Genomic DNA, 24,313 nt, shown 5'->3' with positions numbered 1-24,313 from the left:
AGACAAGGCACCGTCCCGTGGGGCGGTGCCTTTCTCGTGCGCGCTTGACACGCTCAGTGCTCTGGTGTCATGGTTACCCACATGACTAATGAACCAACGCACTGGTTCGCCCGGCGGAGGCCCTGATGGACGACGGCCGCCCGCTGTTCCAGCAGATCGCGGAGCTGATCGAGGACTCGATCATCGACGGCTCGCTGGGCGAGGAGACCAGGGCGCCGTCGACCAACGAGCTGGCCGCGTTTCACCGGATCAACCCGGCCACCGCGGCGAACGGCATCAACAAGCTCGTGGCGGACGGGCTGCTCTACAAGAAGAGGGGGGTTGGCATGTTCGTGGCGGCCGGAGCGCGCGACGCGCTGCTCGAACGGCGGCGTACCACGTTCGCCGAGGCCTACATCGCGCCGTTGCTGGTGGAGGCCCGCAGGCTCGGGATGGACGCCGAGGACCTCAAAAAGATGATCGACACCTGGAGGGACGACGCATGACCGTGGCACGCCTGCGAGGGGTGACGAAGCGCTACGGCTCCACCGAGGCGGTGAAGGACGTGTCCTTCGACCTGCACGAGGGCCGCATTCACGGCCTGCTGGGCCGCAACGGCGCCGGCAAGAGCACCGTGATGCGCATGCTCACGGGACAGGACTTCCAGACCGACGGCACGATCGAGGTCTTCGGTGAGTCACCCTACGAGAACGCCGGGGTGCTGCGGCAGGTCTGCTTCATCAAGGAGTCGCAGAAGTACCCGGACATGTTCCGGGTGCGCCACGCCTTCGACGCGGCGAGCCTGATCTTCCCGAACTGGGACACCGACTTCGCCGCCGAGCTCGCCGACGAGTTCCGCCTGCGCACCGGCCAGCAGATCAAGAAGCTGTCCCGGGGTCAGCTCTCGGCCGTCGGTGTCATCATCGGCCTGGCTGCGCGCGCGCCGCTGACGCTGTTCGACGAGCCCTACCTCGGCCTGGACGCGGTGGCCCGCCAGATGTTCTACGACCGCCTGCTGGCCGACTACGCGGAGCACCCGCGCACGATCGTGTTGTCGACCCACCTCATCGACGAGGTGGCCGACATGATCGAACACGTCGTCGTGATCGACTCGGGACGCATCCTCATGGACGACAGCTCCGAGTCGCTGCGCTCGCAGGCCGTCACCGTCACCGGCCCCGCGCGCGCCGTCGAGCGGTTCGCCGAGGGACACGTTGAGCTGCACCGGGAGCAGCTGGGAGGCGTGCTACGCCTGACGCTGCGGGGCCGGTTCCCCGACGGCGAGGAGCGCCCCGACCTGCGTGTCGAGCCGGTCTCGCTGCAGCAGCTCGTCATCCGTGCAACCCAGTCCGCCCAGGGTGAGCCCGCGCTCGCCGGTGCTCGCAACGGTCAGGAGGCCCGCTGATGGGACAACTCGTGCGCGTCGCCAGGATCCAGCTCGTCAACGCGTTCGCGGTGCTGGCCCTGCCGGTGCTGATTCTGCTCATGGTGCTGCTGTTCAACATCGGCATCGCCTACCTGGTCACCGACCTCGGCGGCGACGACCAAATGTCCACCGGCGCACTGGCCGCGCTGTACATCACGATGCTCATCTCCCACATCCAGACGATGACGCAGATGTTCCCGTTCGCGGTCGGGCTCTCCGTGACCCGCCGGGCGTTCTTCGGGGCGACCGCGCTCGTGGTCGTGGGTCAGGCGCTGGCCTACGGCATCCTGCTCACGCTGTTGAAGTACGTCGAGTCGGCCACGAACGGCTGGGGCTTCGATCTCACGTTCTTCGCGTTGCCGTTCCTGTCGCAGGACAACGCGGTGCTCCAGACGCTCGTCTACGCGGCGCCGCTGATGCTGCTGTCGTTCTTCGGCGTGTGGCTCGGCATCGTGTTCAAGCGCTGGGGCCAGTACGGCGTCTGGGCGTTGGGCATCGGACTCAGCGCGATCCTGGTGGGGCTGCTCTTCCTCATCCATTCGCAGAACTGGTGGGGCGCGGTCGGCCGGTTCTTCACCGAACACTCCGCGCTCGCGCTGCTGGCGGGCTACCCGGCACTGCTCGCGTTGCTGTTCGCGGGCGCCGGGTACCTCACGACGCGACGCGCGGTGCCCTGACCCGGGGGTGGGATCAGCGCAGGCGGGCGGCGGCCTCGGCCACGTCCGCCTGCGCCTTGCCCCGGTCCACGCGGGTCGGTTCGCCGTCGGCGACCACGGTCTGGCCCGCCACCCACACGTCGGTGACCCTGCGGGAGCCCGCGGCCCAGACGAGGTTCGCGAGCAGTTGCCCGTCGGGCACGTCGAGCCCGGTGGCGAACGCGGGATCGTCGACGTCGACGTGGACGAGGTCGGCCCAGCGGCCGGGTTCGAGCGCGCCGATGTCGCTTCTGCCCAGCGCGTCGGCCCCGCCCCTGGTGGCCAGCAGCAGGGCGTCGGCGGCCGTCATCGCGGTCGCGTCGCCGGTGGCGAGCCGCGCGAGCATCGCCGAGAGCTGCACCTCTTCCCAGAGATCGAGGTCGTCGTTGCTGGCGGGCCCGTCGGTGCCGAGGCCCACGGCGACGGAGGCGGCGCGCAGGTCGACCAGCCGGGCGATCCCGGAGGCGAGCTTGGCGTTGGAGCCGGGGCAGTGCGCCACGGCCGCACCGCCTGCCGCCAGTACGGCGATGTCCTCGTCGGACAGGTGGACCGCGTGGGCGGCCAGCAGCCTGCCGTCGAGCAGCCCGGACTTGCGCAGCAGCGCGGGAACCGACCCGTGCTCGGCGCGCTGGGCGGCGTCCTCGTCGGCGGCCTCGGCGACGTGGATCTGCACCAGCGCGTCCCGCGCGGCGGCGGACTCGGCGATGGCCGACAGTGCCTCGGCGGGCAGCATGTAGGCCGAGTGCGGGGCGTAGGACACCTCGATCCGGTCGCCCGCGCCGAAGCGCAGCCCGTCGGCGTCGATCCAGCGGTCGGTCTCGGTGAGCATCGCCCGCCAGTCGTGTCCCGGGAGGTCGATGATCGGGCTGCCGAGCACCGTCCGGGCACCGGTGGCGAGCACGCTCTCGGCGATGCGATCGGCGTGGAAGTACATCTCGGCGCTGGTGGTGACACCCCGGCGCAGCATCTCCACCGAGCCGAGCGTCATCCCGGCGCCGACGTCGTCGCCGCGCAGCTTGGCCTCCGCGGGCCACACCACCTCGCGCAGCCACCGCAGCAGGGGCAGATCACCGCCCAGGCCCCGCAGCAGCACCATCGGGCTGTGTGCGTGGGCGTTGATCAGACCCGGCAGCAGGATGCCGCCCAGCGTGCGGGTCTCGGCCGGCGCGTCGGCTCCGGTGGGCGCGCCCTCGGCGGGGCCGCAGTAGGCGATCCGGCCGTGCGCGTCGATGTCGACGACCCCGTCACGCACCACCGAGCAGGCGATGTCGGCGGGCAGGACCACGGCGGAGCGCAGGCGCAGCGTCATAGTCCCATCCTAGGCCGACGACTCGGGGTCCATGATCCCGTTGCGCCAGGCCCAGGCCGCGATGCCCACGCGGTTGCGCACGCCCAGCTTGGCCTGCACCGAGGCCAGGTGGGTCTTCACGGTGGACAGCGAGAGGAACAGCTCGGCGCCGATCTCGCTGTTGGTCAGCCCGTCCGCGGCGGCGCGCACGACGTCGAGTTCGCGCTCCGTCAGACCGGTGTCCGGCGCGCTGCGCGTCGCGGGGCGCCGGCCGCCGAAGTGCTGGAGCAGCCGCACGGTGACCTGCGGGGACACCAGCGCGTCACCCCGGGCCGCCGCGCGCACCGCCTCGATCAGCAGCGCGGGGCCCGCGTCCTTGAGCAGGAATCCCGACGCTCCCCCCTGCAGGGCCGCGTGAACGTACTCGTCGAGGTCGAACGTGGTGACGACCACGACCTTCAACGGGTCGGCCACGTCACTTCCCGCGAGCTGCCGCGTCACCTCCAGCCCGTCGAGGCCCGGCATGCGGATGTCGAGCAGGCACACGTCCGGCCGCAGCTCCCGGGCCCGGCGCACGGCCTCGATGCCGTCGGGAACGTCGGCCACGACCTCCATGTCCTCCTGCGCGCCGAGGATCATGCGAAACCCCGCCCGCACCATGCTCTGGTCGTCGGCGATCAACACCCGGATCACTCGCTGTCCCTCCTGCCCGTGTCCCCCGCCAGCGGGAGCCACGCCTCCACCTGCCAGCCACCTTTGTCCAGGGGCCCCGCGACCAACCGGCCCCGCAGGAGGTCGACCCGTTCGCGCATGCCGACCAGACCGTATCCGGACGTGTCGTCGCCGTCGCCGCGCGGTGCGGCGCCGGAGTTCCGTCCGTCGTCGCTCACCCGCAGGTGCAGCCACTCGCCGGTGCTGCGCAGAGCGACGGCAGCGCCGGTGACGCCTTCGGCGTGCTTGCCCACGTTGGTCAGCGACTCCTGCACCAGCCGCAGCGCCGAACGCGCCACCTCGGGCGGCAGGGCACCGACCCCGTCGAGGTCCAGCTCCAGTTCGGTGGGCACGCCGTGGTTCCCGTTCGTCACCAGCCTGCGTAGATCGGCGGCGAGATCGGTGGTGGCCTGCTCGCTGAACTCGCTGGCACCGGCGGGTGCCTCGCCGCGCATGCTCCGGACGAGCCTGCGCATGGCGGTCATCGCGTCGGTACCGGCCTGCTCGATCTGCCCGAGTGCGTCGACGACCACGGCGGGATTCTGGGCGGCGAGCATCCGTGCCGCCTGTGCCTGCACCACGATGCCCGTGACGTGGTGCGCCACGACATCGTGCAGTTCCCTGGCCAGCGCCATCCGCTCGGCGGTCTGGGCATCCCCGACCGCGGTCGCCACGGCGCGCGCGCGTTCGGAGTCCCTCGCCCTCAGGAACATGCCGAGGGCGACGCAGATGCCCAGCACCAGTGCTGCGGCCACGAACAGGATCCGGAACGACTCGGCCCTGCCGTAGGGGCCCAGATGGGCCACCACGACCACGGCGACGGCGGCCGACTGGAGAGCGATCAGCCACGGTGTGCGGCGGGGTGGCCCGTAGCGGACCACGAACACCACCACGGCCATGCCGCTCACGATCTGGCTGATCGGCAGTCCCTCGAACTCGGCGTAGCGCGAGCCCGCGTCGGTGACCCGCAGGATGCCGCCCGAGGTCACGACGAGCGCGCTGTAGAAGCCGCTCGACCACAACGGCGAGTGCGGCGCGAGCAACGCCGTGCCCGCCGCCCCGAACGAGCACAGCAGAACGACGAGACTGAAGATCCCCGAGGAGCCGGCGTAGAACAGTTCGAGGAACAGCAACGCCGCGAGCACGACCACCAGCGGCCACTGCTTGCGCAGCAGGGTGGCCGTCGCGCTGCGCTCGGCGCCGCGCTGTCGTGGCTGGCGATGGAGCACGGCGACGAGCACGGCGAGCAGTAACAGCACCGTGCCCGCGAACAGCGTCGCGCCCATGAGCTGGGGGTAGCGGAAGAGATCGGTCCGTACCACCACGGCGATGACGGTGGAAACGACCAGCACGCTGGTCACGCATGCCGCCAGCAGTGGCGGCAACGCCAGCACGACGTGGTAGACCAGCAGCAACCCGGCGACCGTTTCGGCGAAGGTGATCTCGTCCAGTAGTGCCGTGTACGACACGATCCCGCCGTACCAGTACCCCAGACTGCTCAGCAGCAGCACCGCGGCCCCGGTCAACGCCGCGGCGGCGGGCCGCGTGGCGGCCCACAGCGCGCACGCGGTGAGCGCCGCGATGCCCGGCAGCAACCACAGCTCCTGCAGGATCGGACCGGTGTCGTCGAGGGCGGCGGGCGCGATGATGGCCACATCGCACAGCACCGCCGCGAACAGCACGACGCCGGGCAGGCCGAATCGTCGCAGGACGGCAGCGGGAACATCACGAACAGGCAGGCGGGGCACGCTTCGACGGTAGAGCAGTGGCAGGCGGCCCGGGGGCGGCCGTCCGGCCGGTGCCGCCTCGGTCGATCGGCCGAGGCGCGGCGGCGGTTCGCAGCCGTCCGTCCGAGGTGGAGCAGGGGCGGCGACCGGGACGCTGTGGTGCATGGCGCAGACAGAATTTCCCGCCCCCGGCGTCCCGGCCGGGGGACTCGCTCCGCCGGTACTCGCGGGGCGGGACCTGAGCAAGACCTACGACACCCAGCGTGCGCTCGACGGCGTCACCATCGAGATCGGACAGGGCGAGGCCGTCGCGATCGTGGGGCCCTCGGGGTCCGGCAAGAGCACGCTGCTGCACGTCCTCGCCGGAATCCTGCCCGCCGACGCGGGCGAGGTGTCGCTCGCCGGCAGGCGCATCGATCAGCTCGGCGAGGCGGGTCGCAGCGAGCTGCGGCGCGACGAGTTCGGGTTCGTCTTCCAGTCCGGCATGCTGGTCGCTGAGCTGACGGCCCAGGAGAACGCGGCGCTGCCCATGCTGCTGAGTGGGGTGTCGCGGCCGTCGGCGATGGCGACCGCGCTGGAGTGGCTGGGCAGGCTCGGCTTGTCGGGCAAGGAGAAGCGGCTGCCGGGCGAGCTGTCCGGCGGTGAGGCACAGCGCGTGGCCATCGCCAGGGCGCTCGGCCACCGGCCCAGCGTGATCTTCGCCGACGAACCCACCGGGGCACTCGACACCCGTACCGGCCGGGAGACCATGGCCGCCCTGCTCGACGCGGCTCGTGAGTCGGGTGCCGCCGTCGTCGTGGTCACCCACGACCGCGAACTCGCCGACTCGCTGCCCAGGACCGTGGTGATGCGCGACGGGAAGGTGCAGCGGTGATCGCGCTTCGCCTCGCGTGGCGCGTGCTGCGCACCGACCGGCGGACCCGCACGTCGGCGATCCTCATGGGGGTGGGGGTCGCCGTCGCGACGGGGCTGATGTTGCTGCTCGTGTCGTTACCCGGTGCCGCACAGTCACGAATGGACCGTGGCGGCTGGCAGGTGGCGTTCGAGATTCCCGATAACCCCGACGACCAGTCGATGCTGATCGCCGCCAGCGAGGGCTTCGTGGACGGCGAGCTGGTCAACCGGGTGGACGTCGCCGCACTCGGTGACGGGTCCGCGATCGCGCTGCCGCCCGGTGTGGAGCGGTTCCCGGCGCCCGGTGAGGTGTTGCTCTCGCCCGCGCTGCGGGACCTCGTGGCCGAACGGCCCGGCTCGTCACTCGGAGAGCGGTACCCGGGCACCGTCGTCGGAACGCTGGGCGAGGACGCGCTGACGCATCCCGGCCAGCTCGTGGCGCTCGTCGGCCACCCGGCCGAGGAGTTACCAGGTGCCTCGCCTGTGGCCGGGTTCGCTCCCCCCGGCTCGGTCGAGGACCCGATGCTGGACCTGCTCGCCGGGGTCGGTGTGGTGGTGCTGCTGGTGCCGAGCCTGGTGCTGGTCTCGTCGGCGGCCCGGCTCACCGCCGCGCGTCGCGAGCGGCGGCTCGCCGCGCTCCGGCTCGCGGGGGCGACCCCCGGCCAGGTGGTCGCGATGGTCGCCGGGGAGAACACCGTCGCCGCCGTGGCCGGTGCGTTGCTCGGCTGGGCCGCCAGCCCGGCGCTGCACCTGGCCGCGTCGACCGTGTCGTGGCAGGGCGGAACCTGGCACGTCGGTGACTTCGCGACCCCGCTGCCGCTCGCGCTGACGGTGGTGGTCGCGATTCCGCTGCTCGTGCTGCTGGCCGCCGTGTTCGGGGTCTGGCGCGTGGTGCGGACGCCGCTCGGAGCGGCGAACGCGCACCGCCCCCGGCGACCGCACTGGGCGCGCCTGCTGTCGCTGCCCGCGGCGCTCGGGCTGTTCGTCGTCGCACTGGAGGAGCCGGGTCTGCTGGGCGGGCTGGGCCTGGTGCTCGCGCTGGCACTGGTCATCGGCTCGTCGGTCCTGCTCGGACCGTGGGTCACCGCCGCCGTCGGCTCGCTGTTCTCCCGGATCTGGCGCGGCCCGGCCGTGCTGCTCGCCGGCCGCAGGCTGCGGCACGACCCGAAGGGGGCGTACCGGTCGTCGGCGGGTGTGGTGCTGGCCGTGTTCACCGGCTCGATGGCGCTGACGCTGCTGCCGTCGCTGGCCTCCACCGCGGGATCGGCGTCGCCGTTCCGGGATCCGGTGCTGTACGTACAGGCGGGGCAGGACGCGCCCGAGGTGGCCGAGCGCACCAACGCGGCACTGGAACGCTACGGGCTCGACGTGGAGGCGGAAGTGCTGCCCGAGGTCAGCATCGAGACGTCGGGCTGGCAGGGGTCCGCGCTCGTCGCGGACTGCGAGACGGCGGGTCGCCTGCTGTCGGTCACGATGGCCGGTTCCTGCGCCGATGCGCCGGGGCTGTCCAGCGAGGACAGGGTCGACCTCGATGGTGCCACCGTGGCGCCGATGTCGGGCGAGGACGGTGGACCCAAGGAGCCACTGCCCTCGGACCTGCCGGTCCACCAGCTCACGACCGAGGACTCCGGCCTGCGGGTGCCCACGGTCCTGCATCCCGACGTGCTGCCCGAGGCGGTGGTGCCCGAGTACGGGACCGTGGCGGTGCCGACGACGCCGCAGAACGCCGAGCAGGTGCGCACGGCGCTGGCCGCCAGCGCCAACGGACTGTCGATCGAGAGCGTCGCCACCCGGCTCGCCGACCAGCAGAGCCAGTTGGACGACCTCCGGCGCGTGACGGTGATCGGGCTGGTCGTCGCAACCCTGCTCAGCGGGTGCAGTGCGGCCATCACGGCCGCGGGCTCGGTGATGGACCGGCGCCGCACGTTCGGTTCGCTCATGGCGGCGGGCACCCCCGTCCGGGTGCTGGGCCGGGCATTGCGGACCGAAGCGGCCATGCCCGCACTGGTGGCGACCGTGGGCGCCGGAGCGGTGGGCGTGTTCATCGGGACCGCGCTGTTCCAGGCGGTCACCGGTGCGGAAACGATCATCATCTCGCCGTGGGCGCTGGCCCCGGTGGTGCTGGGCATCGGCACGGCCGTCATCGCCGCGTCGGTGTGCACCCCCGCCCTACGCCGAGTCGCTGCGGAGCCGCTTTCGGACGAGTAGGGCGCCGCGAAGGCCACCCTCGCCGCGTCAGACGCGGTGAAGGTGGCCTTCGCGGCACCTCACCCGCGCTTCTCGAAGATCAGGTCGCGGCTGCGGCGGCCCTCCGTGCGGGCCCGCTGCTCGAACTTCGTCACCGGGCGGAAGTCCGGGCGCGGCGCCCAGCCGTCGAACCGGTTGCGCAGGGAGGGCTCCGCCGAGCACACGTCCAGCATCTGCTCGGCGTAGTCCTCCCAGTCGGTCGCCAGGTGCAGCGTCGCGCCGGGCGCCAGGCGCGAGGCCAGCAGGGACACGAACTCGGGCTGGATCAGCCTCCGCTTGTGGTGGCGCTTCTTCGGCCACGGGTCGGGGAAGAACACCCGCACCGCCGACAACGACTCGGGTGCGATGTGCTGGGTCAGCAACACCACGGCGTCGCCGTGCAACAGCCGGAGGTTCTGCGCTCCCAGCTGTTCGGCCCGCAGCATGAGCTGGCCGAGGCCCGCCTCGTAGACCTCGACGGCGACGTAGTTCACCTCGGGCGCGGCGGCGGCCAGCTGGGAGGTGGCCTCCCCCATGCCGGAGCCGATCTCCAGCACCACGGGTGCCGTCCTGCCGAACCACGCGGCGAAGTCGATCGGGCCCTCCGGCAGTTCGCCCACCGCGCGACCCCACGACGGCCACCGGCGTTCCCACGCCCGTTGCTGTCCCGGCGTCATCCGCCCGCCGCGCTTGACGTAACTGACGACGCTGCGCAGCCTCGGCTGCTGCTCGCTACCCACGAGCCGCACGATAACCGGGCGCGGCCGGCGTCAGCGCAGCGCCTCGAACTGCCCTGCCCTCGCACGCAGGCCCGCGAGCCCGGCGACCGCCACGGGTTCCGGTGGTGCCGCGCTGTGCGCGGCCAGCACGTCGATCCACCCGGTGTGGCGGTCGGTGAGCAGGATGCTCGTGGGAATGCGGTGGCCGGTCTCGCCGCGTTCGGACGGCAGGAATTCCCAGAAGCCGGATTCGCCGTCGACCGCCCACGGAACGTATTCCCAACCCGGCCGTTTCGACAACAGCGCGTGAATACGGTCCTCGACACGGAAACCGTCATCGCGGCAGCGCAGCCGTCCCGTGGCCACGGCCCGCAACCACCACGGCGACGGGACGAACCCGGAACAGGCACACGTGGCGCGGTAGCGGGCGAGTACCTCGTGCTCCGGCGCACGGTGTATCCAGGCATGACGGGCATCCGCTGGGGACGCCGCGGTCGCCAGGTGCAGGCCCTGTTCGACCGCCTCGGCCCAGTCCAGCTGGGCCATCGGTTCGAGTTGCGGGAATCGGGTCGCCGTCAAGGGGCACCTCCGGGCTTGTCCTGACGCCGAGGTACCCACTATCGCGTATCTCCACCGGTTGAAACCGCATCGAGTGGGCGCGCTCACAACCAATTTACCAGCAGTTAACCCGGTTGGGCGCACAAAATACGCCGGGGGCTTTCCGAATCGATCGGGAAAGCCCCCGGTGTGACATTGTGGTTTCAGGCGTCGCGCTTGTTCGTCGTGGTGATCGCCACCACCAGCAGCACGACCGCGATCCCGGCGAAGTAGGCCAGCGCCCAACCCGGGCTCAGCGGCGACGTGGACAGCGGCGGGCCCGCGAACTCGGCCCGGTCCCCGCTGGAGGCGCCGTCACCGGTGAGGAACTTGTAGGCCACGTTGAACGGCATCCACTCGTAGATGTCGGCGCCGAACTGCGGGATGAGCTGCACCAGGCTCTCCACCGCCAGCGAGTAGATCAACAGCAGCGAGACCGCACCCGCGCTGTGGCGGACCAGCAGGCCCACCGCGACCGCCATCACGGCGGCCAGCGCGTACACGACCCCCACCCCGGCGACGTTGACGATGTCGGCCGTGCTGTTCAGGGCCAGGTCGTAGTCGGGTGCCAGCACCAGCGACAGGCCCCAGGACCCGAAGGCCGTCAGCTCCCCGATGACCAGTGCGAGCAGCGCCACGACCGTCGCCTTGGCCACGAGCGCCGCCGTGCGGTTGGGCACGGCCTGGAAGGTGGTCCGGATTGTGCCGAAGCGGTATTCGGTCGTCACCGCCAGCGCGCCGAGCACCATGATGACGGCGAGGCCGAAGTTGTAGCCGTACTGCGTGGTCGCGACGGTGGCGGGGAACTGGTCGGTGGCGTTGCCGACCACCAGCGCCGTGAACCCGCCCGCCAGCAGGATGCTGGCCACGGCGCACCACCACGGCGACCGGGTGGAGAGCAGCTTGATGCGTTCGACCGCGAGCAGAGTCATCTTTCTTGCCTCGTCACTTGGCCGCTGTGGTGAGCGGGTCGGGAATGTCGGATGCGGACTCGGCCATCACCGGGCCCGAGCCGGCGTGGTACTCCACGGAATCGCCGGTGATGTGCATGAACGCCTGTTCCAGCGACCCGCGCTCCGGGCTGAGCTCGGACAGCGCCACGCTGTTCGCGAGCGCGACCTCGCCGATCCTGGCGCTGTCCATACCGGACACCAGCAGGGCGTCCTCGCTCTCAGTCAGCTCGGCGCCCTCGGCGCGCAGCGCCTTGGCGAGCACGTCGGGCGCCGCGCTGCGCACCCGGACCGTCTCGCCGGAGGCGCGGGCGACGAACTCGTCGGTGCTGCTCTGCGCGATGAGCTTGCCCCTGCCGATGACCACCAGCTCCGTGGCGGTCAGCGCCATCTCGGAGAGCAGGTGGCTCGACACGAACACCGTGCGGCCCTCGTCGGCCAGCCGGTGCATGAAGCGGCGGATCCAGAGGATGCCTTCCGGGTCGAGCCCGTTGACCGGTTCGTCGAACAGCAGCACCTCCGGATCGCCGAGCAGTGCCGCGGCGAGCCCGAGCCGCTGGGACATGCCCAGCGAGAAGCCACCCGCGCGCCGGTTGGCCACGCCGGAGAGCCCCACCGCCTCCAGTACCTCGTCCACCCTGCGTGCCGGGATCTGGTTCGACCGCGCCATCCAGGTCAGGTGAGCGCGGGCCGAGCGGTTGGGATGGACCCACTTGGCGTCGAGCAGCGCTCCCACCGTCCGCAGTGGATGGCGTAACTCCCCGTAGCGTTTGCCTCCGATCCGCACGTCGCCCGAGGTGGGGTTGTCGAGCCCCAGGATCATGCGCATCGTCGTGGACTTCCCGGCGCCGTTGGGTCCGAGGAAGCCCGTCACCGTGCCCGGTGTGACGCTGAACGAGAGATCCTCGACCGCGAGGGTCTTCCCGTAGCGTTTCGTGAGGCTCGCTGCCTCGATCATCAGTCCTCCCTGGTCGCGCCCGTCTCCCCAGCAGCATGCCGCATCCCGCGCCCGTTGCCGTCCGTGATGCCCCTGAGAACGACCCTGAACTGTGGTTTCCGAACCCTGGCCGCGACCGCTTGACACAGTTTCTGAATGGCGGTTCACTAACGGCATGGCGCGACCTCGCACAGTGGATCGGCGACAGCTGATCGAGGCGACCGCCGAGGTGATCGCGCGAGTGGGGCCGCGGTTCACGCTGGCGCAGGTGGCCGAGGCCGCTGGGGTGTCCGTGGGCAGCGTGGCCGGTGCCTTCGGGTCCAAGCACGGCCTGCTGGTGGCGCTGTCGCGGCACGGCAGCGACCGCGCCGTCACCGTCGTGCGCGAGGCCGCCGCGCGGGCCGGGAATCCCCGCGACGCGGTCCGGGACGCGGTGGTGGCGTTGTTCGCGGCGTTGGGTGACGCCGACTCGGCGGCCCACCACCTGGCCCAGCTCGGCGTCGACCTCGCGGACCCGGCGCTGCGCGAGTTGCTCGGGCAGCACTACGCCGTCGTGGAACGCGAGCTAGGCGATCTGGTGCGCGCGGCGGCCGGTGAGAGTGACGCGGGCCCGGAACCACGGCGAGCGGCACGGGTGCTGCTCGCGGTCGCGAACGGCGCGGCGCTCGACTGGTCGATCCGGCCGCGCGGGCCGCTCGCGCGGCGGCTGGCCGAGGACATCGAGACGACGACGAGGAGCTGGTGGACGTGACGGAGCCCCAGCCGCGCTACCTGCGCGGCAGGATCGCGGTGGTGACGGGTGCGACGCGCGGATGCGGCAGGGCGATCGCGGTCGAGCTCGGCAGGGCGGGCGCGACGGTCTTCGCGACCGGTCGCAGTACCCGGGGCAGGCGCTCGGAGCTGGACCGGCCGGAGACGATCGAGGGCACGGCCGAGCTGGTGTCGCAGGCCGGTGGGCGGGGCGTACCCGTGCGCTGCGACTTCACGTCCGTGGCCGACGTCGACGCGCTCGCGGAGCGGGTGGCGAGCGAGGGCGGGATCGACATCCTGGTCGACGACGTGTGGGGCGGCGACCGCTACGCCGACCACAGCTCACCGTTCTGGGAAGCCGACCTCGACGACGCGCTGACGCTGGTCCGCAACGGCCTCGACACCCACCTGATCGCGCTGCACCGCCTGCTGCCGCTGCTGCTGCGCCGCCCCGGCGGGCTGCTGGTCGAGGTGACCGACAACGACGACGACACCAACGTGGGCGCCGCCCTGCCGTACTACCTCGTCAAGTGCGGTGTGCGCGCCATCGCCCGGTCGATGGCCGACGCACTGGCGCCGCACGGTGGTACGGCGCTGGCCGTGACGCCGGGGTTCCTGCGCTCGGAGGCGATGCTGGCGAGCTTCGGCGTCACCGAGGCCACCTGGAGCGAGGCCGTCACCGACGAGCGACCCGAGTTCGCGGTGTCCGAGACGCCGACCTACCTGGGCCGCGGTGTGGCCGCGCTGGCGGCGGATCCGGAGGTCGGCCGGTTCGCGGGGCGGACGCTGGCGTCGTGGACGCTCATGCACACCTACGGAGTCACCGACGTGGACGGCAGCAGGCCGGACTGGGGCCGCTACTTCACCGAGGTGTTCCTGGCCGGGCGCGATCCCCGCACGCTGGACGCCGCGCCCTACCGTTGAGGACGCGGGCCGCGTGGCAGTATGCCCCCGTGACGCAGGGGGCAGTGGGCATGACGACGGAGCACGCCGGCAGGCTGGCCGGGCCGCTGTCGGCGTCGGTGGCCAACCTGTGCCGCCGATTGCAGCCGCAGGTGTCGCCACGCACGGCGGCCGGGTTCGCGCAGGTGCTGCGCCGCCTCGGCGCTCCGTTGCAGGTGGCCGTGGCCGGGCGGATCAAGTCGGGCAAGTCGACGCTGGTCAACGCGCTGATCGGCAGGCGGGTGGCGCCGACCGACATCGGCGAATGCACCCGGCTGGTCACCCGCTTCCAGTACGGCACGGTGGACCGCATCGAGGTCGTGTTCCACGACGGCCGCAAGCAGGTGCTGCCGTTCGCGGCCGACGGCGTGATTCCCGCCGAGCTCGGGGTGGACATCGACACCGTCTCGCACATCGAGGCCTACCTGACCCACGCGGCGCTCCAGCACATGACCGTGATCGACACACCGGGGCTGGGATCGCTCGACGCCGCGTCGGTGGCCAGGACGGAACACCTGCTCAGCGCGGCGGCGGGCCATGCCGAGCCGGAGCCCTGGGACAGCGGCGAGAGCGGTGACGGGACCGACGAGACCGGAGACGAGCGCGGGGACGCCGAGGCGCGGGCCGACGAGCTCGACGAGACGTCGCGCAACGCGGTGGCCGGGGCCGAGGCCGTGCTCTACGTCGTCACCCAGGGGCTGCGCGCGGACGACGAGCAAGCTCTCGCGGCGTTCACCGCGGCCACCGCGAGCCGGGAGGCGGGGCCGGTCAACGCGATCGCGGTCCTGAACAAGGCCGACACGATCGTGCCGGAGTCCGTGGAGGGCGCCGAGGGTGATCTGTGGACGGCCGCGACCCTGCTGGCGCGCAAGCAGGCCGAGGTGCTGAAGCCGAGAGTGGCCGACGTACTGCCGGTCATCGGCCTGATCGCGGAGTCCGCGGAGTCGGGACAGTTCACGTCGGGCGACGCGGAGGCCCTGCGGCAGGTGGCCGGCCTGGGCGACGACGTGCTCGACGTGATGCTGCTGTCCGCCGACATGTTCACGAGCTGGGAGTGCGACGTGCCCGCCGGGGTTCGGGTGCGGTTGCTGGAGAAGCTGGATCTCTACGGCATCCGGCAGGCCGTCGACGCGGTGCGGGCCGACCCGGACCTCACCGCGGGTGCGCTGCGGCGGTTGTTGCTCGACGCCTCGGGCCTCGCGGCCGTGCGCGCGAGGCTGAACACCGTGTTCGCGGCGCGGGCGGACGGGATCAAGGCGGCGGCCGCGCTCGCCTCGGTGACCGCCCTCGCGCAGGCCTCGGGCAACGCGGCGGAACGGCAGCGCGTCCACGACGCCATCGAGGTGCTGCTCGCCAAGCCCGAGGCGCACCAGCTCCGCGTGCTCGAGGCGCTGACGCTGGTGGCCTCCGGCGCGGTGGAGATGCCCGACGACCTCACCGAGGAGGTGCTGCGGGTGGGCAGCAACGCCGACATCGGGACCCAACTGGGCAGGCCGGGTGGGTCACCGCCGGAGCTGGCGACCTACGCACTGGAGCGGGCAGGCTGGTGGCGCTCGTTCGCGTCGTTCGGTGCCACTCCCGCACAGAGCCGGGTCGCCCACGTGGTACACCGGGCGTATTTCCTGATCTGGCAGCAGTTGAAGGCACAGGGAGGCAGCCGGTGAGCGTGCTCGACGAGGACACCCCGACGGGCCGCATCCTGCCCTCTCGCGGCGGCGGCGACGAGGCGGTGACACCGGGAACCGGCGTGCCCGCGGCTGCGTCGAAGTCCGGCGTGGAACCCGTGGGAGTAGCCGCAGCGCCGATCGACCACGAGCGGGCGCTCGCAGACCGACACACGCTCGTCCAGCTGTGCCTCTACGCGATGGACCGCGCCCGCAGCGGAGGCGTCGCCGAGCGGATCGAGCAGGGCCTCGCCGGGATCGGCGTGCACGCCCTGCGGCCGGACGGTCAGCGGTTCGACCCCTCGCTGCACGAGGCGGGCGGTGCCGTGCCGACCGAGGACGGGACGCTGGAGGGCACGGTGGCCGAGACCGAGGTGGTCGGTTTCGTCGATCACGAGCGGTTGCTGCGCGCGCCGATCGTCACCGTCTACACCCGGCGCTGACCGCGCACACCGCGAGCCCCCGGGGCGGGACGGCGCCACGATAGGGTTCCGCCCCGTGAGCACGGCACCCTCGATCGGCAAACCCGGCCTGCCCGCGCAGGTGCGCAAGGCACGCGAGTCGCTGTCCGCCCTGCTGCGCGATCTGGACTCCTCGGCGGCGGCCTGGGTCGAGCGGCAACGTGGGGCGACGACGGGCACCCCCTCCGTCGTCGTGGTGGGCGAGACGAACCGGGGTAAGAGCTCGCTGGTGAACGCGCTGCTGGCGACGCCGGGCCTGTCCCCGGTCGAGGCCGAGGTCGCGACCTCGACCTACGTCGTGTTCGAGCACGCGGAAGAGTGGCAGGCCCAGGCGTGCTATCCGGGGCAGCTCGCTCCGGTGGGGTTCGAGCCTGCCGAGCTGGAGCGCTGGGCCAGCGCCCGCCACGACCTGCCCGAGGGACAGCTGCCCCCGCGTTACGTGCAGGTCGCCGGCCCGGTGCCGCTGCTGGAGCGGCTGAGCGTCGTGGACACGCCCGGTGTGGGCGGGCTCGACTCGGCGCACGGTGAGCTGGCGATGGAGGCCGCCGCGACGGCCACCGCGTTGCTCTTCGTGGTCGACGCCTCGGCCCCGTTCACCGCGCCCGAACTGCGGTTTCTGACGACCATGGCCGACCGGGTCGAGACGGTGGTGTTCGCGCTGTCCAAGACCGACCAGTACCGGGGCTGGCGGCAGATCCTCGACGCGAACCGGGCGCTGCTCGCCGAGCACGCTCCGCGGTTCGCGGACTCCCCCATCCACCCGGTCTCGGCGCGCATGTTCGAGCTGGCTGCCACGGCGCCGAACGAGCAGGCCGCCGCGATGCTGCGGGAGAAGTCCGGGGTGGCCGAGTTGCAGGCCGCGCTGCAGGAGTTGCTGGTGGGGCGCTCGGCGATGCTGGGCGAGGCCAACACGCTCCGCGCGTTGTCGAGCGCGCTGGGCGAGCAGCGGGCCGCGCTGGCGGCGCGGGAGCGCGCGCTGAGCTCGGGTGAGTCGGAGGCGCAACGGCTCAGGGAACGGCGGGACCAGCTGGTCACCGATCGGCGCTCGTCCACGAAGGGCTGGCAGCTGCGCCTGCGTGGTGAGGTGCAGCGTGCGCGGGTCGAACTCGGGCACGAGGTCAGCAGGCAGATGCGGGAGGGGCAGGCCCACTTCCGGCAGCGCATCGACGCGGCGGCCAAGGACGAGCTGGCGGGCCTTCCGGGCCAGGTCGACGCCGCGTTGCAGGCCGTCTCGCAGCGGGTGTCGGGCCTGCTCGCGCAGCGGGTCAACCAGGTGACGGACTCGGTACTCGCCGACCTGTTCTCCGACGAGGAACTCGCGGTGATCCGCTCGCAGTTCGCGAGGGCGGGCGGACCGCCCGTGGTGCTGCGCCCGCCGGACCGGAGGCCGCCCACCGCCGAGGACAAGCTGCTCGTGTTCATGGGTGTCTCCGGCGGCGCCGGGGCCGCGAAGCTGGTGGCCGCGCCCTTCGTGAGCGCGGCGCTGTTCACTCCGGTGGTGCTTCCGGCCACCATCGTGATCGGCCTCGGCGCGGGGTGGTGGATGGCACGGACCCGCCGCCACGCCGCCGACAAGCAACACGCGAAACAGTGGCTCATCGAGTCGATCGCCGACGCGCGGTCGACACTCGACCAGTTGGTCGCCGAGCAGCTGATCGAGGCGGAGCAGCAGTTGTCACTGGCGCTCGACGACGCGCTCAGCAGGCGGATCGAGGCGATCGAGGCGGAGCTCAAGGAACTCGACACCACGATCAGGATGGGTGAGAAGGAGCGCACCACCAAGCTCGCCCAGGTGTCGCGGCGGGTGAAGGAGGTGGAGGAGGGCCAGGGCCAGGCCGAGCGCTTCCTCGACCGCATCAGAGCGCTGCGGGACCGCCCCCGGCAGGGCTGAGTCGAAGGTCGTCGGCATGGGCGCCTTGGTTCGGGAACCGAATATGCCTACGGTGAGTCCTAACACCGGAACAGCCATGCCCTGACCGGAGGGGGATTCGCCAGTGTGGGTCGAGGAGAGTGGCGGGACCGAGGCCACCGGTCCCGAGGGGACGTCGGAGGATCTGCTGATCACCGTCGAGGGTGAGGACTACTCGGCTGAGATCAACTTCGACATGGACGAGGACGGCGTCGCCGACACCGCGTTGATCGAGCGCGAGGACGGCAGCGTTCAGGCGTTCGTCGACACGGACGGTGACGGGGACGCCGACGGCTATCTCGCGATGAACGCGCAGGGCGAGACCGTGGCCTACGCCGAGTACGACGACGCGAGCGGCGACTGGGTCGGTGAGGAGTCCGGCGGCACCGGCCCCGACGACACCGAGACGCAGACCAGCGCGGGCACGATCACGGCGGACCTGCCGGGCGGGGAGACCGAGGTGGGGCCCGCCACCGTGGACACCGACCACGACGGGGTCAACGACACGGCCGTGGTCACCACGGACGACGGCACCACGCTCGCCTTCACCGACGCCGACGGCGACGGCGAGGCCGACGTGGCTGTCGAGATCGACGAAACCGGAGCCGCCACGACCTACGAGCACACCGGGGACGGTGAGTGGACCGAGGTGGACAGCGTCACGCCCTCGGGCGCGGACGGTGCCTCGGGCGAGGACAGCGCATGGGGCGCCCCGGCGCCACTGGAGGGTGTCGCGCGGATCGACTCGGCCACCGGCCAGTGGATCAGTCAGAACTGACGCGAGGCGAGCACGACGCACATCGGAAATGGCCCGGCGGGGGAAGCGCCGGGCCATTGTCGTCTGTGCTGAAAGTTCTTTCACACTTGTCCGATTCAGCGAGTTCTGAATCGATTCCCTTATCGTTCTTGTGAGAGAGCCGACTCCGCGAAATCCCTGCGCTGCTGTGTCAGGCCGTTACTCTCGGGGAATCCCAAACGCCAGCACACCGCTTCGACGGTGCGCTTTGAGCCATTCGGTCGCCGGCAACGGAGCCCGCATCAGGACTCGCGTCCGATGTGGGCTTCTGTCGTCGAAGACAGGAGTAAGAGATGACTGCAGTAGCCATCCCCGGTCTTGAGAAGGCACCAACGACGCACAGCGGCGTGCTCTCCTGGGTGCGGGAAGTCGCCGAGCTGACCACGCCCGAGCGGGTCGTGTGGGTGGACGGCTCCGACGAAGAGGCCGAGCGCATCAACGCCGAACTGGTCGAGGCGGGCACGTTCGTGCCGCTGCGGGCGAGGCCCAATTCGTACTGGGCGGCCTCCGACCCGAGCGATGTCGCCCGGGTCGAGGAGCGGACGTTCATCTGCTCGGAGCGCGAGCGCGACGCGGGCCCCACCAACAACTGGATGGACCCGGACAGCATGCGGGCCACGATGACCGAGCTGTACCGCGGTTGCATGCGGGGCCGCACCATGTACGTGATCCCGTTCTGCATGGGGCCGCTCGGCGCCGACGAGCCGAAGCTGGGCATCGAGATCACCGACTTCGCCTACGTCGTCGCCTCGATGCGGGTGATGACGCGCATGGGACAGGCGGCACTGGACCGGTTCGTGACCGAGGACGGCGCCGAGCGCGAGTTCGTGCCCGCCCTGCACTCGGTCGGCAGGCCGCTCGAACCGGGTGAGCGCGACGTCGCCTGGCCGTGCAACGACACCAAGTACATCAGCCACTTCCCCGAGAGCCGCACGATCTGGAGCTACGGCTCCGGATACGGCGGCAACTCGCTGCTCGGCAAGAAGTGCTACTCCCTGCGCATCGCCTCGGTGATGGCCCGCGACGAGGGCTGGCTGGCCGAGCACATGCTGATCCTCAAGCTGATCTCCCCGGAGAACAAGGCGTACTACGTCGCGGCGGCGTTCCCCAGCGCCTGCGGCAAGACCAACCTGGCGATGCTGCAACCCACCATCCCGGGCTGGCGTGCCGAGACGCTCGGCGACGACATCGCGTGGATGCGCTTCGGCGAGGACGGCAGGCTCTACGCCACCAATCCCGAGTTCGGGTTCTTCGGCGTGGCGCCGGGCACCGACAACCACACCAACCCGAACGCGATGCGCACCATCGATCAGGGGAACACGGTGTTCACCAACACCGCGCTGACCGACGACGGTGACGTGTGGTGGGAGGGCATGGCGGACAAGCCCGCCCACCTGACGTCGTGGAAGCGGCAGGACTGGACGCCCGCGGACGGTGCGGCCGGCGAGCCCGCGGCGCACCCCAACTCGCGGTACTGCACGCCGATGTCGCAGTGCCCCATCCTCGCGCCGGAGTGGGACGACCCGCGGGGCGTGCCGATCTCGGCGATCCTGTTCGGTGGTCGCCGTGCCACCACGGTGCCGCTGGTGAACGAGGCGCGCGACTGGCAGCACGGCGTGTTCATGGGCGCGACGATGTCGTCGGAGAAGACGGCCGCCGCCGCGGGCAAGGTCGGTGAGGTGCGCCGCGACCCGATGGCGATGCTGCCGTTCCTCGGCTATCACGCGGGCGACTACTTCCAGCACTGGCTGGACGTCGGCACACAGGCCGACGACTCGAAGCTTCCCCGGATCTTCTACGTGAACTGGTTCCGGCGCGGTGACGACAAGCGGTTCCTGTGGCCCGGCTTCAGCGAGAACTCGCGGGTGCTGAAGTGGATCATCGAGCGGATCGAGGGCAACGCGACGGCCACCGAGACGCCCGTCGGTTTCGTGCCCGACGCCGACGACCTCGACCTCGACGGGTTGTCGGAGCCGCTGTCCGACATCCAGGCCGCACTGCGCGTCGACCGCGACGAGTGGCGGCAGGAGATCCCGCTCATCGAGGAGTGGTTCGACAAGATCGGCCGGGACGCGGTGCCCCCCGCCCTGCTCGACGAACTGGCGACCCTCAAGCGCAACCTGGCCTGAGCCGGTCGTGGGTCTGTTCATCCTCAGGTGAACAGGCCCACGATCTGGTCCACAGCCAGGTAGGCGAACAGCGCGAGGCACACCGTCAGCAGGGTGTTCGACACCCAACGGGAGCGGCCCTGAGCCGACACCCGGCGGGAGTTGAGCAACACCAGCAACGTGCCCGCGAGGAACGGCATGAACAACGCGCCCAGCACGCCGTAGGTCACGGTGAGCTGGAAGGGCCGGTCCAAGAAGAGCAGCGCCATCGGCGGGAACGTCAGCCACACCAGGTAGCCACGGAAGACGGGGCTACCCACACCCGCGTTGCGTTCGTAGTCGGCCCGGTCCAGCGTCGGCTCGGCGACGTCCGCGCCGTGGGCGCCCACACCGCTCGCGCGGTACGCGGGCAGCCGCCACGTGCGCCACCAGTCGGCGAACAGCAGGCTCACGCCGTTCCACACGCCGATCAGCGAGGTGAACGAGACGGCGAAGAACCCGACCAGGAACGGAATGCGCGCCCAGTGGCCGTAGTCCTGCGCGAGGCGGTCGCCGAGCAGCAGCAGACCCTCGTCGCCCGACACGATCTCCTGGTGCAGCAGCAGCTCCGACCCGACGACCAGCATGGCGATCACGAAGATGCCGGTCGTAACGTAGCCGACGGCGTTGTCGAGCCGCATCATCGGCAACCACCGTGGCGAGTTCCAGCCCTTGGCGAGGGTCCAGTAGCCGTAGGCGGCCATGGTGATCGTGCCGCCGACGCCGCCGATGAGGCCGAGGGCGTAGACCAGTGAGCCGTCGGGCAGGCTCGGGACAAGGCCGCTGCCCGCGTCCAGCAGGTTCGGCGCGACCAGCACCGCCGTGCCCACCACGGTGACGAACATGACGCCCACGAGCACCGTCATGATCTTCTCGATGACGGCGTAGCGTCCGAACCACACCAGCGCGAATCCGAGCAGGCCGCACAGGATGGCCCAGTACCGCACGGAAAGCCAGGGCATCAGCGCGTTCAGCGGTAACCCCGACGCCGACATCGCCGTGGCGCCGTAGACGAAACCCCAGATGAGGGCATACGCGCCGAAGTACACCAGCACCCATCGCCCGAGGGTTCGCCAGCCGGACAGCAGCGTCTGCCCCGACGTCAGGTGCCAGCGGCCGACGGCCTCGCCGAGCGCGAGCTTGAAGACGGTACCGAGCAGCACCGCCCACAGCAGCGCGTAGCCGTAACGGGAGCCCGCCACCATCGTGGCGACAAGGTCGCCCGCCCCGACTCCGGTCGCCGCGGCCATGATGCCGGGGCCGATCTGGCGCAGCCGTGCCCGCCAGTCGGAGGGAACGTTCTCGGCCACGTCCTCGTGGCGCGTGTCCTTCGGCATGCGAGCACGCTAGACCGGGCGTGGCCCGGTGAAAAGGGGGTGGAGATGATCTCGCGTTGGCTCAGTTGGGCAGGGGGCTGGTCCGGACCCCGCGCAGCGAATCGCTGACCGGTGACTCGGTCTCCAGGTAGCAGGTGAAGTTGTTGAAGCCGCGTTGCCACGCGACCTCGTCGGGCCACCGCCACGCCACGGACACGTCGTCGCGCTGCGCTCCCAGGTACTCGATCACGGCTTTGTCGCAGGTCTCGCGGGCCGCGGCGGCGAACTCGTCCTCGGTGGGCAGCGGGTCGGAGTGCTCGCCCATCGGCACGAGCGACACCGCCTCGCCGCGGTGCGGCCGGTCGCAGGGCGTGGGAGCGGGAGGTTCCTGCGACGGGCGCGTCAGCGAGCAGAGCCGATAGGTGTGGACCCCGTCGCCGCGCAGGGTGTTGCGGATCGAGCCGCTGCGCTCCGTGGCCTGGTTCTCGTCGTCGAGTTCGGCGACGCCGCAGCGGTACCAGCGCTCCCCGCGTTCCCAGGCGTCCTCTCCCGCCCACAACAGCCAGGCGGAGAGCGTGGTGAGATCGAACTGGTCGCTGCCGAGGTAGTCGGCGGCCTCGTCGCGACAGGACGGGAACACCGCCTCGAAGACCTCGTCCCGGTCGAGCGGCTCGTCGGCCATGGCACCACCGAAGGTGCCCGCCGCCGTGACCTCGACCGTGTGCGGCTGCTCGCAGTCCACCGGTTCGGGATCGCCGCCGCGGACGCACTCGCCCGGATCGGCGATCGAGCCGCTGCCCTCGCTGTCCTCGTTGTGCTCGGCGTCGTCGGACGAGTCCGGCCGCGATGGCTGACGCTCGTCCGAACCGCCCGGCTCCGCGGCGGGCTGTGTCGTCGCCGGTGGCGCTGCCGTCCCGTCGACCTGGGTGACGCAGGACGTCACGGAGACTGCGGCCAGCAGTACGGCCCCGGTGAGCGCTAACCCGTGTCTCGACATCGGTGCAGACCTTATCGAGCGAGGCAGGACACCTCGCCGGTGGCGGCGGAGAAAGTGGAAACCCCGTGATGCTGCCAGGTCGGGGGTCCGCCAGCATCACGGGGTCATTCGGCTTATCGGGTGCCACGCCGTTCGCGTTACACCTAAACGTGTATGTAGCGTGGATCACACCTCTGGGCCGGTTCGGACCAGCTCTCCCTGCGGCCGGTGTGAGGCGCCGCTGGCACAGTGGCCGCATGGTCTCCGAATCGCCGGACTCCCCGGTCGCCCGCGCCCAGACGTTTCTGCTGACCCACGCGCGCCCGCTGGAGCGGCGGCTCGCCGAGGTCGTGCTCACCGACGAAGCCCGTGCCGACGCGGCCCTCGCGGTGCTGGACATCCTGCGCGGACACCGCAACGCCGACGGCGGGCTCGGTCACGCACTCGAACCCGACGCCCGTACCCCCACGAGTCAGCCGCTGGCCGTCGACTTCGCCCTCGACGTGGTGGTTCAGGTGCTGGACTCGCCCACCGGGCGCCTCGACGAGGTACGCGCGGCCTGCCGGTCGTTCGCGGACAGCCTCGTCCACTACCTGACGAGCGTCACCGGTGAGGAGGGCGGCGTGCCCATCGTGCTGCCCTCGGTGGCCGAACACCCGCGTGCGGCGCACTGGGGTGACGGTCGCTTCGCGCCGGGGCTCAACCCCACGGCCAACCTCGTCACCCGCCTGCGCCGTGCGGGGGTGTCGGCCGGATGGCTGACCGCCGCGGACGCGTTCTGCCGCGACCGGATCGAATCGCTGCCCGCGCTCGACGGTCATTCGGCACTCAACGTCCTCACCTACCTCGCCGGTGCGCCGGACCGCGCCTGGGCGCGGCGGCACACCGAGGCGGTGGCGCGGCAGTGGGAGCGCATGCCGTACTTCGCGCTGTACCCGTCCCGGGAGTACGGCGTCACGCCGTTGGAGATCGCGCCGCGCCCCGACGACCCGGCCCGGGCGCTGTTTCCCGCGGCGGCCGTCGAAGCGCACCTCGATGCGCTGGTGGCCGCCCAGCAGCCCGACGGCGGGTGGCCGCTGACCTGGGAGCCGCCGGGTCCCGCCGCCGAGCTGGAGTGGCGGGGCGTGCTGGCCCTGCGCAACGCCGCCGTGCTCGCCGCCAACGGCAGAACCTGAGGCGGAGCCGCACGTTCGCGTGGATGTC

The 24,313-nt window shown here is 71.4% G+C and carries 22 protein-coding genes; 13 read left to right on the top strand and 9 right to left on the bottom strand.

Annotated features, from left to right (window positions below):
• Positions 1-125: 125 nt before the first annotated feature.
• The 3 genes from FFT09_RS07870 to FFT09_RS07860 are packed head-to-tail and all read left to right on the top strand — an operon-like array spanning position 126 to position 2,082.
• Complete coding sequence (locus FFT09_RS07870; protein ID WP_024877061.1) at positions 126-485, top strand: GntR family transcriptional regulator; 360 nt, start codon at positions 126-128, stop codon at positions 483-485.
• Positions 482-1,384: an ABC transporter ATP-binding protein gene (locus FFT09_RS07865; RefSeq protein ID WP_138382284.1), complete on the top strand. Its 903-nt coding sequence runs from the start codon at positions 482-484 to the stop codon at positions 1,382-1,384. Before FFT09_RS07870 ends, FFT09_RS07865 begins: the two co-directional genes overlap by 4 nt.
• Entirely contained in the window at positions 1,384-2,082 is a 699-nt protein-coding gene (locus FFT09_RS07860; RefSeq protein WP_138382283.1) for a hypothetical protein, read from the top strand. The genes FFT09_RS07865 and FFT09_RS07860 overlap by 1 nt, the downstream gene beginning before the upstream one ends.
• Positions 2,083-2,095: 13 nt before the next feature.
• Here the strand turns inward: FFT09_RS07860 and FFT09_RS07855 are convergent, their stop codons facing one another.
• Genes FFT09_RS07855 through FFT09_RS07845 form a run of 3 tightly spaced genes read right to left on the bottom strand, consistent with a single transcriptional unit; the run spans position 2,096 to position 5,847 of the window.
• Positions 2,096-3,409, bottom strand: a complete 1,314-nt coding sequence (locus FFT09_RS07855) for an amidohydrolase family protein (RefSeq protein ID WP_138382282.1) — start codon at positions 3,407-3,409, stop codon at positions 2,096-2,098.
• A 9-nt stretch (positions 3,410-3,418) separates the two neighbouring features.
• The gene (locus FFT09_RS07850) at positions 3,419-4,081 is read right to left on the bottom strand and encodes a response regulator (RefSeq protein ID WP_138382281.1); all 663 of its coding nucleotides are present in this window, start codon (positions 4,079-4,081) and stop codon (positions 3,419-3,421) included.
• Complete coding sequence (locus FFT09_RS07845; RefSeq protein WP_244231270.1) at positions 4,078-5,847, bottom strand: sensor histidine kinase; 1,770 nt, start codon at positions 5,845-5,847, stop codon at positions 4,078-4,080. Before FFT09_RS07845 ends, FFT09_RS07850 begins: the two co-directional genes overlap by 4 nt.
• Before the next feature lie 142 nt (positions 5,848-5,989).
• On the opposite strand from FFT09_RS07845, the gene FFT09_RS07840 reads away from it, so the two are divergent.
• Both FFT09_RS07840 and FFT09_RS07835 read left to right on the top strand, forming a co-directional pair.
• Positions 5,990-6,700, top strand: coding sequence for an ABC transporter ATP-binding protein (locus FFT09_RS07840; RefSeq protein WP_037335519.1), 711 nt, complete (start codon positions 5,990-5,992; stop codon positions 6,698-6,700).
• Positions 6,697-8,928 carry an ABC transporter permease gene (locus FFT09_RS07835; RefSeq protein WP_138382279.1) on the top strand — a complete coding sequence of 744 codons (2,232 nt, stop codon included), beginning with the start codon at positions 6,697-6,699 and terminating at the stop codon, positions 8,926-8,928. The genes FFT09_RS07840 and FFT09_RS07835 overlap by 4 nt, the downstream gene beginning before the upstream one ends.
• 59 nt (positions 8,929-8,987) lie before the next feature.
• On the opposite strand, the gene trmB is transcribed toward FFT09_RS07835, so the two are convergent.
• The 4 genes from trmB to FFT09_RS07815 all read right to left on the bottom strand — a co-directional run bounded on the left by trmB (position 8,988) and on the right by FFT09_RS07815 (position 12,170).
• Positions 8,988-9,686: a tRNA (guanosine(46)-N7)-methyltransferase TrmB gene (gene trmB / locus FFT09_RS07830; RefSeq protein ID WP_024877069.1), complete on the bottom strand. Its 699-nt coding sequence runs from the start codon at positions 9,684-9,686 to the stop codon at positions 8,988-8,990.
• A gap of 30 nt (positions 9,687-9,716) precedes the next feature.
• A complete protein-coding gene (locus FFT09_RS07825; protein ID WP_024877070.1) occupies positions 9,717-10,244 on the bottom strand; it encodes a hypothetical protein in 528 nt (175 codons plus the stop codon).
• 182 nt (positions 10,245-10,426) lie between these two features.
• Positions 10,427-11,194, bottom strand: a complete 768-nt coding sequence (locus FFT09_RS07820; RefSeq protein ID WP_138382278.1) for a hypothetical protein — start codon at positions 11,192-11,194, stop codon at positions 10,427-10,429.
• Between the two features lie 13 nt (positions 11,195-11,207).
• On the bottom strand, positions 11,208-12,170 hold the full coding sequence (locus FFT09_RS07815; RefSeq protein WP_138382277.1) for an ABC transporter ATP-binding protein: 963 nt from the start codon (positions 12,168-12,170) through the stop codon (positions 11,208-11,210).
• A 154-nt stretch (positions 12,171-12,324) separates the two neighbouring features.
• Between FFT09_RS07815 and FFT09_RS07810 the strand changes: the two genes are divergently transcribed.
• The 7 genes from FFT09_RS07810 (at position 12,325) to FFT09_RS07780 (ending at position 20,800) form a co-directional block, all read left to right on the top strand.
• Positions 12,325-12,900, top strand: a complete 576-nt coding sequence (locus FFT09_RS07810; RefSeq protein ID WP_138382276.1) for a TetR/AcrR family transcriptional regulator — start codon at positions 12,325-12,327, stop codon at positions 12,898-12,900.
• Positions 12,901-12,920: 20 nt separating this feature from the next.
• Positions 12,921-13,823, top strand: a complete 903-nt coding sequence (locus FFT09_RS07805) for an SDR family oxidoreductase (RefSeq protein WP_208544399.1) — start codon at positions 12,921-12,923, stop codon at positions 13,821-13,823.
• 50 nt (positions 13,824-13,873) lie between these two features.
• Positions 13,874-15,505 (top strand): dynamin family protein, encoded by a 1,632-nt coding sequence (locus tag FFT09_RS07800; RefSeq protein WP_138382274.1) that lies wholly within the window; start codon positions 13,874-13,876, stop codon positions 15,503-15,505.
• Positions 15,502-15,948: a nucleotide exchange factor GrpE gene (gene grpE / locus FFT09_RS07795; RefSeq protein WP_244231269.1), complete on the top strand. Its 447-nt coding sequence runs from the start codon at positions 15,502-15,504 to the stop codon at positions 15,946-15,948. Before FFT09_RS07800 ends, grpE begins: the two co-directional genes overlap by 4 nt.
• Before the next feature lie 55 nt (positions 15,949-16,003).
• Positions 16,004-17,857 (top strand): dynamin family protein, encoded by a 1,854-nt coding sequence (locus FFT09_RS07790; protein ID WP_138382273.1) that lies wholly within the window; start codon positions 16,004-16,006, stop codon positions 17,855-17,857.
• Positions 17,858-17,960: 103 nt separating this feature from the next.
• Entirely contained in the window at positions 17,961-18,653 is a 693-nt protein-coding gene (locus FFT09_RS07785; RefSeq protein ID WP_081192637.1) for a hypothetical protein, read from the top strand.
• 311 nt (positions 18,654-18,964) lie between these two features.
• A complete protein-coding gene (locus FFT09_RS07780; protein WP_138382272.1) occupies positions 18,965-20,800 on the top strand; it encodes a phosphoenolpyruvate carboxykinase (GTP) in 1,836 nt (611 codons plus the stop codon).
• Between the two features lie 23 nt (positions 20,801-20,823).
• On the opposite strand, the gene FFT09_RS07775 is transcribed toward FFT09_RS07780, so the two are convergent.
• On the bottom strand, positions 20,824-22,155 hold the full coding sequence (locus FFT09_RS07775) for an Nramp family divalent metal transporter (RefSeq protein WP_138382271.1): 1,332 nt from the start codon (positions 22,153-22,155) through the stop codon (positions 20,824-20,826).
• Between the two features lie 61 nt (positions 22,156-22,216).
• On the bottom strand, positions 22,217-23,131 hold the full coding sequence (locus FFT09_RS07770; RefSeq protein ID WP_138382270.1) for a septum formation family protein: 915 nt from the start codon (positions 23,129-23,131) through the stop codon (positions 22,217-22,219).
• 236 nt (positions 23,132-23,367) lie between these two features.
• Between FFT09_RS07770 and FFT09_RS07765 the strand changes: the two genes are divergently transcribed.
• Positions 23,368-24,285, top strand: a complete 918-nt coding sequence (locus FFT09_RS07765) for a hypothetical protein (RefSeq protein WP_138382269.1) — start codon at positions 23,368-23,370, stop codon at positions 24,283-24,285.
• Positions 24,286-24,313: the final 28 nt, after the last annotated feature.

It is taken from the genome of Saccharomonospora piscinae, assembly GCF_005862235.1.
GTDB lineage: Bacteria > Actinomycetota > Actinomycetes > Mycobacteriales > Pseudonocardiaceae > Saccharomonospora > Saccharomonospora piscinae.
The sequence above is the reverse complement of the archived record's forward strand: the minus strand, read 5'-3'. Positions and strand labels throughout refer to the sequence as shown.